Origin of the sequence: Catellatospora sp. NPDC049111 (assembly GCF_040648615.1) — a bacterium.
GTDB classification, from domain to species: Bacteria; Actinomycetota; Actinomycetes; order Mycobacteriales; family Micromonosporaceae; genus Catellatospora; species Catellatospora aurea.
Genome location: NZ_JBEZEB010000010.1, coordinates 193,789 through 207,347 on the forward strand (window position 1 = coordinate 193,789; position 13,559 = coordinate 207,347).

General features: G+C 71.5%; 12 protein-coding genes and 1 riboswitch. Of the genes, 4 read left to right on the plus strand and 8 right to left on the minus strand.

Features of this window, described 5'->3' with window-relative positions:
• The first annotated feature begins 47 nt into the window (after positions 1-47).
• The 3 genes from AB0B66_RS17440 to AB0B66_RS17450 all read left to right on the plus strand — a co-directional run bounded on the left by AB0B66_RS17440 (position 48) and on the right by AB0B66_RS17450 (position 3,328).
• On the plus strand, positions 48-1,250 hold the full coding sequence (locus tag AB0B66_RS17440) for an acyltransferase (RefSeq protein ID WP_360530105.1): 1,203 nt from the start codon (positions 48-50) through the stop codon (positions 1,248-1,250).
• Between the two features lie 35 nt (positions 1,251-1,285).
• Complete coding sequence (locus AB0B66_RS17445) at positions 1,286-2,065, plus strand: SAM-dependent chlorinase/fluorinase (RefSeq protein WP_360530107.1); 780 nt, start codon at positions 1,286-1,288, stop codon at positions 2,063-2,065.
• Positions 2,066-2,452: 387 nt separating this feature from the next.
• Positions 2,453-3,328 (plus strand): hypothetical protein, encoded by an 876-nt coding sequence (locus tag AB0B66_RS17450; RefSeq protein WP_360530110.1) that lies wholly within the window; start codon positions 2,453-2,455, stop codon positions 3,326-3,328.
• A 119-nt stretch (positions 3,329-3,447) separates the two neighbouring features.
• Here AB0B66_RS17450 and AB0B66_RS17455 read toward each other — a convergent pair whose 3' ends face one another.
• From AB0B66_RS17455 to rimO, 5 genes are all read right to left on the minus strand, one after another.
• A complete protein-coding gene (locus tag AB0B66_RS17455; RefSeq protein ID WP_360530113.1) occupies positions 3,448-3,891 on the minus strand; it encodes a helix-turn-helix transcriptional regulator in 444 nt (147 codons plus the stop codon).
• A 214-nt stretch (positions 3,892-4,105) separates the two neighbouring features.
• Positions 4,106-4,579 carry a CinA family protein gene (locus AB0B66_RS17460; RefSeq protein WP_360530116.1) on the minus strand — a complete coding sequence of 158 codons (474 nt, stop codon included), beginning with the start codon at positions 4,577-4,579 and terminating at the stop codon, positions 4,106-4,108.
• Positions 4,576-5,490 carry an arylamine N-acetyltransferase gene (locus tag AB0B66_RS17465; RefSeq protein WP_360530119.1) on the minus strand — a complete coding sequence of 305 codons (915 nt, stop codon included), beginning with the start codon at positions 5,488-5,490 and terminating at the stop codon, positions 4,576-4,578. Before AB0B66_RS17465 ends, AB0B66_RS17460 begins: the two co-directional genes overlap by 4 nt.
• Positions 5,487-6,071 carry a CDP-diacylglycerol--glycerol-3-phosphate 3-phosphatidyltransferase gene (gene pgsA, locus AB0B66_RS17470; RefSeq protein ID WP_360530122.1) on the minus strand — a complete coding sequence of 195 codons (585 nt, stop codon included), beginning with the start codon at positions 6,069-6,071 and terminating at the stop codon, positions 5,487-5,489. Before pgsA ends, AB0B66_RS17465 begins: the two co-directional genes overlap by 4 nt.
• A 10-nt stretch (positions 6,072-6,081) precedes the next feature.
• Entirely contained in the window at positions 6,082-7,563 is a 1,482-nt protein-coding gene (gene rimO, locus AB0B66_RS17475) for a 30S ribosomal protein S12 methylthiotransferase RimO (RefSeq protein WP_360530125.1), read from the minus strand.
• 154 nt (positions 7,564-7,717) lie between these two features.
• Positions 7,718-7,785: riboswitch (guanidine-III (ykkC-III) riboswitch) on the plus strand.
• A 12-nt stretch (positions 7,786-7,797) separates the two neighbouring features.
• Between rimO and AB0B66_RS17480 the strand changes: the two genes are divergently transcribed.
• Positions 7,798-8,058: a hypothetical protein gene (locus AB0B66_RS17480; RefSeq protein ID WP_360530128.1), complete on the plus strand. Its 261-nt coding sequence runs from the start codon at positions 7,798-7,800 to the stop codon at positions 8,056-8,058.
• Positions 8,059-8,235: 177 nt separating this feature from the next.
• Here AB0B66_RS17480 and AB0B66_RS17485 read toward each other — a convergent pair whose 3' ends face one another.
• The 3 genes from AB0B66_RS17485 to dapA form a co-directional block, all read right to left on the minus strand.
• A complete protein-coding gene (locus tag AB0B66_RS17485) occupies positions 8,236-10,731 on the minus strand; it encodes a DNA translocase FtsK 4TM domain-containing protein (protein ID WP_360530131.1) in 2,496 nt (831 codons plus the stop codon).
• Between the two features lie 115 nt (positions 10,732-10,846).
• Positions 10,847-12,517: a ribonuclease J gene (locus AB0B66_RS17490; protein ID WP_275412067.1), complete on the minus strand. Its 1,671-nt coding sequence runs from the start codon at positions 12,515-12,517 to the stop codon at positions 10,847-10,849.
• Between the two features lie 138 nt (positions 12,518-12,655).
• Entirely contained in the window at positions 12,656-13,552 is an 897-nt protein-coding gene (dapA, locus tag AB0B66_RS17495) for a 4-hydroxy-tetrahydrodipicolinate synthase (protein ID WP_360530134.1), read from the minus strand.
• Positions 13,553-13,559: the final 7 nt, after the last annotated feature.

Sequence of the window (13,559 nt, forward strand, 5' to 3'; positions counted from 1 at the left end):
GGATTCGCGCTGGCGGGTCGCGCCACGCCGGTGGCATGCTGCGGTTCATGAGCACTGCCGCCGCCCCTGCGCGCCGTGACACCTATGTGGACTTCCTCCGGGCGTTGAGCCTGATCGTGGTCGTGGTCTGGCACTGGGCGTTCACGATCCTCGACTGGCGCGCCGACGGCCCGCATGCCACCAGCCCGCTCGGCTTCACCCGCGGCCTGTGGCTGGCGACCTGGCTGTTCCAGGTCATGCCGCTGTTCTTCTTCATCGGCGGCTTCGTGCACATCCGCAGCTGGGAGCGGGCGCGGGCACGCGGGGTCAGCATGGGCGCGTTCGTCTGGCGGCGCATCCGCCAGCTGCTCATCCCGGCCGGCATCGTGCTGCTGCTGTGGATCGCGGTGGGCGGCCTGATCGGCAGCTACTTCAACCTCACCGGCGTCGGCCGGGCGGTGAAGCTGGTGGTCAGCCCGCTGTGGTTCCTCGGCGTGTACCTGATGCTCATCGCCCTGCTGCCGCTCGGCCTGTGGCTGCACAAGAAGGTCGGCGTGCTGGCCCTGGTCTGGCTGGCCGGTGCGGCGATGGTGGTCGACGTGGCCCGCTTCGGCAAGGGCCTGGAGGACATCGGCTGGCTCAACATGGTGCTGGTGTGGGGCCTGGCCCACCAGGCCGGCTTCTTCTACCAGAACGTGGTCGACTCACCCCGCCGCAACGACTGGGCCCTGCTCTGGGCAGGGCTGTTCGGCCTGGTGGGACTCGTCGGGTCGGGGCTGTATCCGGGCTCCATGGTCGGTGTGCCGGGCGAGCGCTTCTCGAACATGGCCCCGCCCACCTTCGTCATCGTGGCGCTGCTGCTGTTCCAGATCGGATTCGCCGAGCTGCTGCGACCCCGGATGCAGATCCTGCTGGAACGCCCACGCTGGAAACGCCTCAATGAACTGATCAACGAGTTCTCGCTGCCGCTGTACCTGGTGCACACCACCGGCATGGCGCTGTTCCTGTTCCTGACCTGGCTGTGGCTGCGCTACGACATGGACAAGCCCGCCGACGTGGACCTGGGCTGGTGGCTGACCCGACCGCTGGCCATCATCGGACCGCTGATCTGCACGATCCCCGTACTGCTGCTGTTCCGGAAGATCCAGCGCCGGGGCGCGGCGAGTGCCGCGGCCGCGAGCCCACCGGCCGTGCCCGCGCAACGCGACGCCGAGCAGTCGGCCGTCGACGCCGAGGCGCCGGAGGAGATCGGCTCGCCGCGGCGGCCATAGTGGACAACGGGCCGGATCGGTCTACCTTCTTAGGCATGCCCGGATTCGACTACATCTCGTTCACGACCGACTACGGTCTGTCGGACGGTTTCGTCGCGGCCTGCCATGGCACGATCGCGCGCACAGCCCCGGCCGCCCGCGTCATCGACGTGACGCACCTGATCGCGCCCGGCGACGTGACCCGCGGCGCGGCGGTGCTGGCCCAGACCGTGCCGTACCTGCCCGACGCCGTGCACCTCGCGGTCGTCGACCCCGGTGTCGGCACCCCGCGCCGCGCGGTGGTCGTGCAGACTCCCCGCGGCCTGCTCGTGGGCCCCGACAACGGGCTGCTGATCTGGGCCGCGCAGGCGCTCGGTGGCCCGTCCGCGGCGTACGAGCTCGCCAGCGAGGACTGGTTCGCCCCCAACGTGTCGCGGACCTTCCACGGCCGCGACGTGTTCTCCCCGGTGGCGGCCCGGCTGGCGCGCGGCGCGGACCCCGCCGACGCCGGCCCGCCGGTCGCGCCGGACGACCTGGTCGTGCTGCCCGAGCCGGTGGTGGCCTGGGGCGACGGCTGGCTGGAGGCCGAGGTGCTGACCGTGGACCGCTTCGGCAACGTGCAGCTCGCCGCCCCCGGTTCGGCCCTGGAACAGCTCCCCGACCGGCTCACCGTCGGCGGCTGCCGGGCGATCCGCGGCACCACGTTCGCCGACGCCCCGTCCGGCGGCCTGGTCGTCTTCGCCGACTCCGCCGACCGCGTCGCCATCGCCGTCAACGGCGGCCGCGCCGTGGTCATGCTCGCCGTTACCCCCGGCGACCTCCTCCGCATCTCCTGACCGCTCCTTGCGTCGATCATGAACTTATGGCACGGCTCGACGGCGTGTCCCTGCCATAACTTCATGATCGACCGCAGCGGCCAGACCACATGGCGCGTCGACGGGCTACATCTTTTTTGATGTGGCCACATCAAAAAAGATGTAGCGGCCCGCAACGACATGCCCGCGCACGGCAGTCGACCGCACCGCAAGTCGCGGACCGGCGCACTTGCCGCCCAGGGCAGCGCCCGACACAGGCCTACAAGCCGCCAGGCACCACTCGGCACGCTGCCCTCAGCGACGACCCCCGAGGTGCGAAATCTTGTCATTGACAAGTTCTCGCGTGCGTGGCAATCTTGGCGACGTCAAGATGCATGATGAGTGCCACTAGATGCGGAGGTATGGGCGATGTCGGAGACCGTCGGACTGGGGTTGGTGCGCCAGATGTGGCAGGTGCTGGAGCCGGTGCACGCGGCGATCTACTACTCGCCCCAGGCGAACGAGGAGGCCGCGGCGCTGGGCTACGACACCGGCACCCGCTGGCCGAGCTACTTCGCATGGCGCTCGGCACCGCTCGGCGCGGCCGGACCCGAGTTGGTGGCCGCGACCTACTACAGCTTCAGCCCAGCCATGATCCGCGACCACGTCCCGGCGATCTGGGACACCGCTACCCCGGAAACCGTGCTGGCCTCACGACTGAGGGCGGTGGACCGTACGCTGCGCGGGCTGCTGCCCGAGGTCATCGGCACGCCGGAACTGGCCGAAGCCGCCGCGCTGGCCCGCCGCGCCGCCGAGGCCGCCGTCACCGCGGGACGCCCACTGGCCGCCGCGAACGCCGACCTGGCCTGGCCCGACGAGCCGCATCTGGTGCTGTGGCAGGCCGCCACGGTGCTGCGCGAGCATCGCGGCGACGGTCACCTCGCGGCGCTGCTCGCCGCCGGGCTGGACCCGTGCGAGGCCCTGGTCTCGTTCGCGGCGATCGGCGCGGCACCCGCCGAGGTCTTCGCCGGCCGCGGCTGGACCCTACAGGAGTGGCAGGCCGCCCAGGCCCGCCTGGCCGCCCGGGGCTGGATCGACACGGACGGGCAGGCCACCGAGGTGGGCGCGGCCGGTCGCGCCGAGATCGAGCGGCTCACCGACGAACTCGCCGCCGGCCCGTGGCGGGCCCTCGGCACGGCGGGCGCGGGCAGACTCGCCCAGCTGGTCGGGCCGTCAGCGGTCGCGCTGGCTCGCTCGGGAATCTTCCCCCGACAGAGCACGCTCGGCCTCGGCGCACGGCGCTGAACACACTGAACCGGCATGGGCCGACATCTCGGCACGAGCATCCGGCAGCCGCCGAGCGTGCCGGCCCTCGGCAACGGCAAGCTGAACCGGCCGGCGGCGAGCCGAGCCGGGGGTCCGCGTCAGACGCCGACGACCTCGCGGCCGCGCGCGTTGCCGGTGTTGCCCGGCCGCATGTTGCGGGACGTCCGCAGCGTGGTCCGCAACGGATTGTCCCGCCGGACCGTGACCGAGACCTGGCCGTCGGTGGCCACCTCGGTACGCGGCCGGTGGGCCAGCTCGGGCACCGGCTGGTCACCGCGCGGCAGCGGCGTGAGCACGCCCTCGACCTGCTCGGCGACGGCCATGGTGTCGCTGACCTCGCGAAGGACCTCGGACAGCCGCGCACCCAGCGCGTCGCAGATCGAGGTCAGCAGCTCGCTGGACGCCTCCTTCTGCCCCCGCTCGATCTCGGACAGGTATCCGAGACTCACGTTGGCAGCGGTGGATACCTCACGCAGGGTGCGGTGCTGCCCCTGCCGGCGGGCACGGAGGGCATCACCGATCACTCGACGCAGAAGCACCATGTTCGCACCCCCTGTACTGTTCCCCGTCACGACGCTCGGCTGATATGCGCTCAGCCGCCGGTTGTCACCGACGGCTGAGAAGAACCGTACTCTCTTCATGCCAGTTCGACACCCCGCCCCGCCGGGGCAGGTTGACTATCGGCGGCCGACGCCACTTTCATACACACTACGACAGTCCGGCCAAACCCCGCTCAGGTCACGAAGAGATCACGCCTTACGGATCGATGACAGCCGCACGGAGCAGGCCCAGCGCCGCCGCCACCGCGGTGTCCCGGACGTGCTGCCGCTCACCCTCCACGTGCAGCTCGCTGACCTGGGCCTGACCGTCCGGACCGGCCAGCGCGACGTACACCGTCCCGGCGGGCACCCCGTCCTGCGGTCCCGGTCCGGCGACCCCGGTGGTGGCCAGGCCCCAGTCCGCCCCGCAGCGCTCGCGGGCTCCCCGGGCCAGCGCCAGCGCCACGTCCGGGTCCACCGGACCCCGCTGCGCCAGCAGCGCCGCGTCCACCCCGGCCAGGCTGTGCTTGAGGTCGGTGGCGTACACCACCAGCCCGCCGCGCAGCACCTTGCTCACCCCGGGCACGGTGACCAGGGTCGCGGTGAGCAGCCCGCCGGTCAGCGACTCCGCCGCCGCGACGGTCTGCCCCCGCGCGGCCAGCACGCCGACCAGTCCAGGAATGTCGATCATGAAACGGGTTCCGGTGCCGGGTGCGCCGCTGCCCGCGCCGCGGGCACGTGACCGGCGGATGCCGGCGCCGCGGACGCTTCCTGAGCGGCCCGCCGGGCGACCCACTCCTCGTGCGCGGCCACCGCACCGGGCCACAGCTCGTCGAGGTCGTCGCCGGTCAGGCCGAAGAGGTCGGCGAGCGCCTCTCGCCATCGCTCTCGCGTCGACAGGTGCTCCTCGCGCCGCCCGGCCGCGTCGATGGTGAGCAGCAGGCAGCCACGCAGGATGTCGACTCCGGCGGCGGTCCGGCGCTGGGCCGTGAGGAACCGGGTGAACGGCGACTCGGCCGAGGTCGACAGGTGCTCGTGCGCGGCCGCGAAGTCGCCGAGCACCGTCGGCGCGGCGACGATGTCGCAGGCCGCGAAGGAGCCGACGGGGTCGTGGCGCAGCCGCCAGCCGGCCTCCGGCCGTGGCGAGGCCGCCAGGGCGTACGCGAAAGGGCCCTGCACGTGTTCCCCGTCGACCAGCGGCAGCGGGTCGAACAGCGCGTCCCCGAGCCCGGCGTCGGCCAGCCACCGCCCGCCCGGGTTGGCCGCGTCCGGCAGGTCGTGCACCAGCAGGGCGAGATGGTTCAGGGCGGGGTCCACCTCGTCGAGGGCGGCCACCACGTAACCGCGGTGCAGGGTGACGGTGAAGCCCAGCGCGCGCAGCAACTCGCTGAAGGCCGCGTTCAGGTGGAAGCAGTAGCCGCCGACGCCGCCCATGACGCGGCGCAACGCCTCGTCGGCGGTGACCGCGCCCGGCCGGCCCAGCATGATCTCCTGGTTCGTGTACGGCACCCGGGTCACCTGAGCCCGGTGCAACTCCCGCAGGTACGCCGCCGAGGGCGTCCGGCGGGGCACCCCGAGTCGGCTCAGGTAGGCGTCGATCACGGGGCCGGGCGGAGCGCGCCGCGCCGCAGGCGGATCGCCGCCACCACGTAGTCGATGCCTGTGACCACGGTCACCAGCAGCGCCGCGCCCATCAGCCACGGGCCGACCGCCGACCACGGGGCCGGGAACGGCCACAGGTACCAGGCGATCGCCGCGATCTGTAGCACGGTCTTGAGTTTGCCGCCGCGGCTGGCCGCGATAACCCCGTACCGGATGACCCAGAAGCGCAGCAGCGTGATGCCCCACTCCCGGACCAGGATCACCAGGGTGACCCACCACGGGAGCAGGTCGTACCAGCTCAGCAGGACCAGCGCGGAGCCGGTCAGGGCCTTGTCCGCGATCGGGTCGGCGACCTTGCCGAACGAGGTGACCAGCTCGAAGCGCCGGGCGATCCAGCCGTCGACGTAGTCGGTGAACGACGCGACGCCGAACGTGATCGCGGCCGCGATCCGCCAGCGGTTGTCGGTCATCCCAGAAACGATCACCAGTGCCACGAAGACCGGCACCAGCACGATGCGCACGACCGTGAGGACGTTGGCGGCGTTGAGCAGCGGTGGCACCCGGCGTGAACGTTCCTGCACGGCAGACACGCTAACCAGCCACCACGGCCAGCGCAGGCCGACCGGCGGGAGCCGCGTCGATCATTTCCACGGGTACGGCCACCAGGTCCACGCCCTCGGTCCCGGTCACCCGGGCCCGCACCAGGTCACCGGGGTGCAGCGCGCCGAGGTCGACGCCGCCCTCCCCCGCGACCAGCGTGGTCGAGCCGTCGACCTCGGGCGCCTGGTGCGCGGCGCGGCCCTCGACGGTCTTCCCGTCGGTGGTGTCCACGAGCACGTCCACCAGGCTGCCCAGCCGCTCCTCGGCCCGCTGCCCGCACAGCTCCTCGACCAGGCTCAGCATCCGGTCGTACCGGCCGCGGATCGTCTTCGCGCCGACCTTGCCGTCCATCGTCGCGGCCTCGGTGCCGTCCTCGTCGCTGTAGTCGAACACGCCGATCGCGTCGAGGCGCGCCTCGCTGACGAAGCGCACCAGCTCCTCGTAGTCGGCGCGGGTCTCGCCCGGGAAGCCGACGATGAAGTTGCTGCGCGCGCCCGCCTCCGGAGCGAGCTTGCGGGCGCTGTCCAGCAGCTCCAGGAATCGCTCGGTGGAGCCGAAACGGCGCATCCGGCGCAGCACCGGCTCGGACGAGTGCTGGAACGACAGGTCAAAGTATGGTGCGACGCCCGGCGTGGTGGCGATCGCCTCGACCAGGCCGGGCCGGGTCTCGGCGGGCTGCAGGTAGCTCACCCGCACCCGGACCAGACCCTTGATCGCGGCGAGCTGCGGCAGGAGCTTCTCCAGCGCCCGCGGGTCGCCCAGGTCCTTGCCGTACGACGTCGAGTTCTCGCTGACCAGCACCAGCTCACGCACGCCCGTGCCGGCCAGCCACTCGGCCTCGGCGAGCAGCTCGTCGGGGGTGCGGCTGACGAACGAGCCGCGGAACGCCGGGATGGCACAGAACGAGCAGCGGCGGTCGCAGCCGCTGGCCAGCTTCAGCGAGGCGACCGGGCTGCTGTCGAGCCGGTGCCGCAGCACGGGCCGCAGGTGCGCCGGGGTGTGCTCGTCGTTGGTGAACGCGGCGTGGCCGGGCACGATCACGCCGGTCTCGCGGCGCTTGGCCGGGGCGATCGGCAGCAGCTCGCGGCGGTCACGCGGGGTGTGCGCGTCGTGGTGCTCCCCGCGCAGCACCGAGCCGAGCGCTGCGGAGATCGACGGGTAGTCGTCGAAGCCGAGCACCGCGTCGGCCTCGGGCAGGCTCTTGGCCAGCTCGTTGCCGTACCGCTCGGCCATGCAGCCCGCGGCGACGACCTTCGCGCCGGTGTCGGCGGCGGCCAGCAGCGTGTCGATCGAGTCCTGCTTGGCCTTCTCGACGAATCCGCAGGTGTTGACGAGGACCACGTCTGCGCCCTCGCCGTTGGTGCTGACCTGCCAGCCGTCGGCCGCCAGGCGGGCGGCCAGCTCTTCGGAGTCGACCTCGTTGCGGGCGCAGCCCAGGGTCAGCAGCGCGACCCGCCGCCCGTTCTCGGGCACGGAAAGATCATGGGAAGAGTTGACTGGCACCCGACCAGGCTACCGGCCCCCCGCGACAAACCGCCTACCGCCTTCCATGTAAGGAAGGGCACCTTCTTATCGCTATCGGTGGTAAAAGGTGCCCTTCTTAACTCCTCAGGGCTACCCTTGCTGGCGGCCGCGCCCTCCGGCGCCTGCCCCGGACGAGTGCCTGCCGTACCCGGAACGACAAGACGGCGCGCAGAAGACACGATCATGAATCATGACGTCCTGCAGATCCTGGGCGCGCTGACCGTGCTGGCCGGATACGTGGCAGCGCAGCTCGGCTGGACCACGCCCCGCTCCGTCGGCTACCTGACCGCGAACATCCTCGGCGCCGGCGCGCTCGCGTGGCTCGCCTGGACCAGCCAGGACTGGGGATTTCTCCTCCTGGAGGGCGTCTGGTCCGCGGTGAGCGCATTCGCCCTGGTCTCCGTCCTACGCACCCGCCGCGCCCCAGACCCCACCCCCTCCTGACACCCGCCGTCGCGCGCCGAGCGGCTCACAAGGGCCGCGATGGGGTCGCGGAGCACACCAAGGTCGTTCGACTTGCCCGGCACATGGTCGAAAGCGGTCTCAAGATACGCACATGTGCCCGGCAACTCGGATGACCTTGGGCCAGTCCGTCAGCCGGGGCAGCACCGGGCGGACGGGTCAGTCGTCGCCGACGCCGAGGGCGGCCAGGACTTCGGCCAGCTCGTCCGGCTTGATCAGCACCTCGCGGGCCTTGGAGCCCTCGGACGGGCCGACGATGCCGCGGGTCTCCATCAGGTCCATCAGGCGGCCCGCCTTGGCGAAGCCGACGCGCAGCTTGCGCTGCAGCATGCTGGTCGAGCCGAGCTGGGACACCACGACCAGCTCGATCGCCTGGATCAGCAGCGTCAGGTCGTCACCAATCTCCTCGTCGATCTTCTTCTTGGTGTCCTGCACCGGGGCGAGCACCTCGGGCCGGAACTCCGGCTCGCGCTGGCGCTTGCAGAACGCGACGATGTCGTTCATCTCGTTCTCGCTGACCCAGGAGCCCTGGATCCGCTGCGGCTTGCTCGCGCCCATGGGCAGGAACAGCGCGTCGCCGCGGCCGATCAGCTTCTCCGCGCCGGGCTGGTCGAGGATGACCCGGGAGTCGGCCAGTGAGCTGGTCGCGAACGCGAGCCGGGACGGCACGTTCGCCTTGATCAGGCCGGTCACCACGTCCACCGACGGGCGCTGGGTGGCCAGCACCAGGTGGATGCCGGCGGCGCGGGCCAGCTGGGTGATGCGCACGATCGAGTCCTCGACGTCGCGTGGCGCGACCATCATCAGGTCGGCCAGCTCGTCGACGACCACCAGCAGGTACGGGTACGGCTTGAGCACCCGTTCGGAGCCCGGCGGCGGCTTGATCTGCCCTGCCCGGAGCTTGCGGTTGTAGTCGTCGATGTGGCGCACCCCGGCGGCGGCGAGGTCGTCGTAGCGCATGTCCATCTCGCGGACGACCCATTCGAGGGCGTCGGCGGCCTTCTTCGGGTTGGTCACGATCGGGGTCACCAGGTGCGGGATGCCCTCGTAGTTGGTCATCTCGACGCGCTTGGGGTCGATCAGCAGCAGCCGCACCTGGTCCGGCGTGGCCCGCACCAGGATCGACACCAGCAGCGAGTTGAGGCAGGACGACTTGCCCGCGCCGGTCGCGCCAGCGATGAGGATGTGCGGCATCTTGGCGAGGTTTGCCACCACGTAGCCGCCCTCGATGTCCTTGCCGAGCGCGACCACCATCGGATGCGTCTCGGCCGCGGCCACCCGGGAGCGCAGCACGTCGCCGAGCGCCACGTCCTCCCGGTCGGTGTTGGGGATCTCCACGCCGACCGCGCTCTTGCCCGGGATCGGGCTGAGGATGCGCACGTCGGGGCTCTTCACCGCGTACGCGATGTTGCGCGACAGGGCGGTGATGCGCTCCACCTTCACGCCGAGCCCGAGCTCGACCTCGTAGCGGGTGACCGTCGGCCCGCGGGTGAATCCGGTGACCGCGGCATCCACGTCGAACTGGTCGAACACGTGCGCGAGCGCGGCGATGACCTCGTCGTTGGCCTTGGACCGGGTCTTGGCGGCCTCGCCGGGCTTGAGCAGGCTCGCCGGCGGGAGGGTGTAGTCCCCGCCGAGGCTGGGCAGCATCATCTGCTCGGTCTTGGTGGGCGGCGGCGTGTGCTGGGGCGGGTCGGGCTTGCGCCGCTTGGCCGGCCGCTCGATGGCGACGGTCTCCTGCTCGGCCAGGTGCCGCTCGTACGCCGCGTCGTCGAAGTCGTCGTCGGGGTCCGGCGGCTGGAACGCCGCGGGCGGGGTGAGCCGCTTGCGCCGCCGCGGCGCGGGCACCTCCTGCTCCTCGTCGACGTCTTCGTCGGAGCGCTCGGGGGTGGCCACGCCGAGCAGGCTGTCGCGCAGGTTCGCCAGCCGCTCCGGGATCTTGTTGACCGGCGTCGCCGTGATCACCAGTACGCCGAAGGTCAGGAGCAGCAGAAAGAGGAGCACGGCGACGAAGTTGGACAGCACGCTGCCGAGTCCGCCTCCGACGAACTTGCCCAGCAGGCCTCCGGCCTGTTCGAGCTGGACCACGTCGACCGGTGCGCGAGCGATGTGCAGGAGCGCGGTCGAGGCGAGGGTCAGCGCCGTCCAGCCGACGATGCCCCGGCCGCGCTGGGCGGGGTCGGGATCGGAGCGCATCACCCGGACGCCGCACACGAACAGCAGCAGGGGCAGCGCGGCGGCGGTGGCGCCGATGAAGAAGCGGGTGGTGTCGGCCAGCCAGGCGCCGAACGTGCCGCCACTGCCCTGGGCCGAGCCCCAGACGGCGACGCCGAACAGGATGGACAGGGCGATCAGCAGCAGCCCGAGCCCGTCACGGCGGTGCTCGGGGTCGAGGTCGCGGGCCTTGGCCGCCTGCGAGCCGACGGCGCGTACCATCCAGCCGAGACCGTGCGCGATCGCCATCCAGATGCCGCCGACCAGCCGTCCGAACAGCGCGGCCGGGTTGATCGTGGCGCGGGTCCGGCGGCGCACCGCGGGCCGCCGCGCCGGGGCACGCCGGGCGGGCGTCCGTCCCGTCTGTCGGGTACGCGCGGACGCGGCCTTCGTCGGCGTGGCAGCTCGACGACGGCTCGATGAGGAAGTACCGCCCGCCATGTCCCACACCGTAACCCCTCCACGTTGATCATGAACTTATGGAACGGTTCGACGGCGTGTCGCTTCCATAACTTCATGATCAACGCGGAGAGGGGTCCACGGCGGACAGTCGGGGTCAGACCTCCAGGACGGAGGGGACGATCATCGGGCGGCGGCGGTAAGCCTCGTTGACCCAGCGGCCGACGACCCGGCGCACGATCTGCTGGAGCTGGTGGGCGTCGGTCACGCCGTCCAGCGCCGCGCGGTCGAGGGCCTCGGTGACCAGCGGCAGCGCCGGGTCGAACGCGGTCGGGTCCTCGGAGAAGCCCTTCGCCGACAGCAGCGGGCCGCCGACGACCTTGCCGGTGACCGAGTCGACGACGACGGTGACCGCGATGAAGCCGCCGTCGCCCAGCACCCGGCGCTCGGTCAGCAGGCTCTCGCCGACGTCGCCGATGGCCAGACCGTCCACATAGACGTACCGGCTCTTGACGTGACCGACCAGCTTGGCGTGGCCCTCGACGAGGTCGACGACGTCGCCGTCCTCGCACAGCACGACCCGCGACGGGTCCACCCCGGAGTCGACGCCGAGCTGGGCGTGCGCGCGCAGGTGCCGCCACTCGCCGTGCACCGGCATCAGGTTGCTCGGCTTGACGACGTTGAGCAGGTAGAGCAGCTCACCCGCGGGGGCGTGGCCGCTGACGTGGACCTTGGCCACGTCCTTGTGGATGACGTTCGCGCCGAGCCGGGCCAGCTGGTTGATCACCCGGTACACGCTGGTCTCGTTGCCGGGGACCAGCGAGCTGGCCAGCACCACGGTGTCGTTGGGGCCGACCGTGATGTGGCGGTGGTCGCCGGTGGCCATCCGGCCCAGCGCGCTCATCGGCTCGCCCTGCGAACCGGTCGACATCAGCACGATCTCGTTCGGCGGCAGGCTGGCCGCCTCCTCCATGTTCACCACCAGGCCGGCCTTGACCTTCAGCAGGCCCAGGTCGCGGGCGATGCCCATGTTGCGGACCATGGACCGGCCGATCAGGGCGACCTTGCGGCCGTGCTCCTCGGCGGCGTCGAACACCTGCTGCACGCGGTGCACGTGCGAGGCGAACGAGGCCACGATGATGCGGCCGGTCGCCTTGCCGAAGATCGAACCGAGCACGGGGCCGATCTGCTTCTCCGGCGAGACGAAGCCCGGGATCTCCGCGTTGGTGGAGTCCGACAGCAGCAGGTCGACGCCCTCCGCGCCGAGCCGGGCGAAGCCGGCCAGGTCGGTGATGCGACCGTCCAGCGGCAGCTGGTCCATCTTGAAGTCGCCGGTGTGCAGCACCAGGCCGGCCTCGGTGCGGATGGCGACCGCCAGCGCGTCCGGGATCGAGTGGTTGACCGCGAAAAACTCCAGCTCGAACGGGCCGAGCCGCTCCCGCTGCCCCTCGGCGACGGTCAGCGTGTACGGCGTGATGCGCCGCTCGGCGAGCTTCGCCTCGATCAGCGCCAGCGTGAACTGGGAGCCGACCAGCGGGATGTCGTTCTTGTGGGCGAGCAGGTACGGCACGGCGCCGATGTGGTCCTCGTGGCCGTGCGTCAGCACGATGGCCTGGACGTCGCCGAGGCGGTCCAGGATCGGCGCGAAGTCCGGCAGGATCAGGTCCACGCCGGGCTGGTCGGCGGTGTCCGGGAACAGCACGCCGCAGTCGACGATCAGCAGCTTGCCGCCGAACTCGAACACGGTCATGTTGCGGCCGATGGCCCCCAGCCCGCCCAGCGGGATGATCCGCAGGCCGCCCTCGGGCAGCGGCGGTGGCGCGCCCAGATTGGCGCTACGCCCGGTCTCCAGTTGCGGCGAGGTCAATGAACATCACTCCTTATGTTCTCCGGCGCGGGTGCCGCCGTTTCAGGGCTGCGGCACGCGGCGCGCCGTTCGTGCTGGGGCTTCGCGCCCCGGTGGCGTCTAGAGCGGCAGGCCGGCGTCCGCGCAGTCGATGCGCAGTTGCGCCAGCTCGGCCTCGGTCGCGTCGACCAGTGGCGGGCGGACCGGCCCGGCGGGCAGGCCGCGGGCGTTCAGGCCCGCCTTGACCAGGATGGTGCCCTGGGTGCGGAAGATTCCGGTGTACAGCGGGAGCAGCGCCTGGTGCAGGCGCCGGGCCTGCTCGACGTCTCCGCGCTCGTACGCCTCGATCAGGTCTAACGTGGCGACCCCGGTGAAATGGGTCGAGGTGCCGACCACGCCGACGCCGCCGATCGACAGCAGCGGGAGGGTGGCCGCGTCGTCGCCGCTGTAGTAGGCGAACTCGGCGCGGTGCATGACCCAGGACGCGGCGGCGAGGTCGCCCTTGGCGTCCTTGACGCCCACGATGCGCGGGTGCCCGGCCAGGGTGACCATGGTGTCGGTGGAGATCGCGACACCGGTGCGGTGCGGGATGTCGTACAGCAGGACCGGCACGTCGACGGCGTCGGCGACCGTGGTGAAGTGCTTGACCAGGCCCGCCTGCGGCGGCTTGTTGTAGTAAGGCGAGACGACGAGCAGGCCGTGCGCGCCCGCCTTCTCGGCCGCGCGGGCCAGCTCGACGGTGTGGTGCGTGCTGAAGGTGCCGACCCCGGCCACGACCTGGGCCCGGTCGCCGACGGCCTCGACGACGGCCCGGATCACGGCGTCCTTCTCGGCGTCGGTCGTGGTGGGCGACTCACCGGTGGTGCCGTTGACGACCAACGCGTCGTTGCGCTGCTCGTCGACGAGGTACGCCGCGAGCCGCGCGGCACCGTCGACGTCGACGGACCCGTCGGCTGCGAAGGGCGTCACCATCGCGGTGAGCAGGCGGCCGAACGGCCGTTGAGCGTTGTTCGTCATGCACACA

Excerpts from the sequence above, each read along its gene's own strand:
- AB0B66_RS17440 (WP_360530105.1), top strand. The coding sequence starts at position 48 with ATGAGCACTGCCGCCGCCCCTGCGCGCCGTGACACCTATGTGGACTTC.
- AB0B66_RS17445 (WP_360530107.1), top strand. The coding sequence starts at position 1,286 with ATGCCCGGATTCGACTACATCTCGTTCACGACCGACTACGGTCTGTCG.
- AB0B66_RS17450 (WP_360530110.1), top strand. The coding sequence starts at position 2,453 with ATGTCGGAGACCGTCGGACTGGGGTTGGTGCGCCAGATGTGGCAGGTG.
- AB0B66_RS17455 (WP_360530113.1), bottom strand. The coding sequence starts at position 3,891 with ATGGTGCTTCTGCGTCGAGTGATCGGTGATGCCCTCCGTGCCCGCCGG.
- AB0B66_RS17460 (WP_360530116.1), bottom strand. The coding sequence starts at position 4,579 with ATGATCGACATTCCTGGACTGGTCGGCGTGCTGGCCGCGCGGGGGCAG.
- AB0B66_RS17480 (WP_360530128.1), top strand. The coding sequence starts at position 7,798 with ATGAATCATGACGTCCTGCAGATCCTGGGCGCGCTGACCGTGCTGGCC.
- AB0B66_RS17485 (WP_360530131.1), bottom strand. The coding sequence starts at position 10,731 with ATGGCGGGCGGTACTTCCTCATCGAGCCGTCGTCGAGCTGCCACGCCG.
- dapA (WP_360530134.1), bottom strand. The coding sequence starts at position 13,552 with ATGACGAACAACGCTCAACGGCCGTTCGGCCGCCTGCTCACCGCGATG.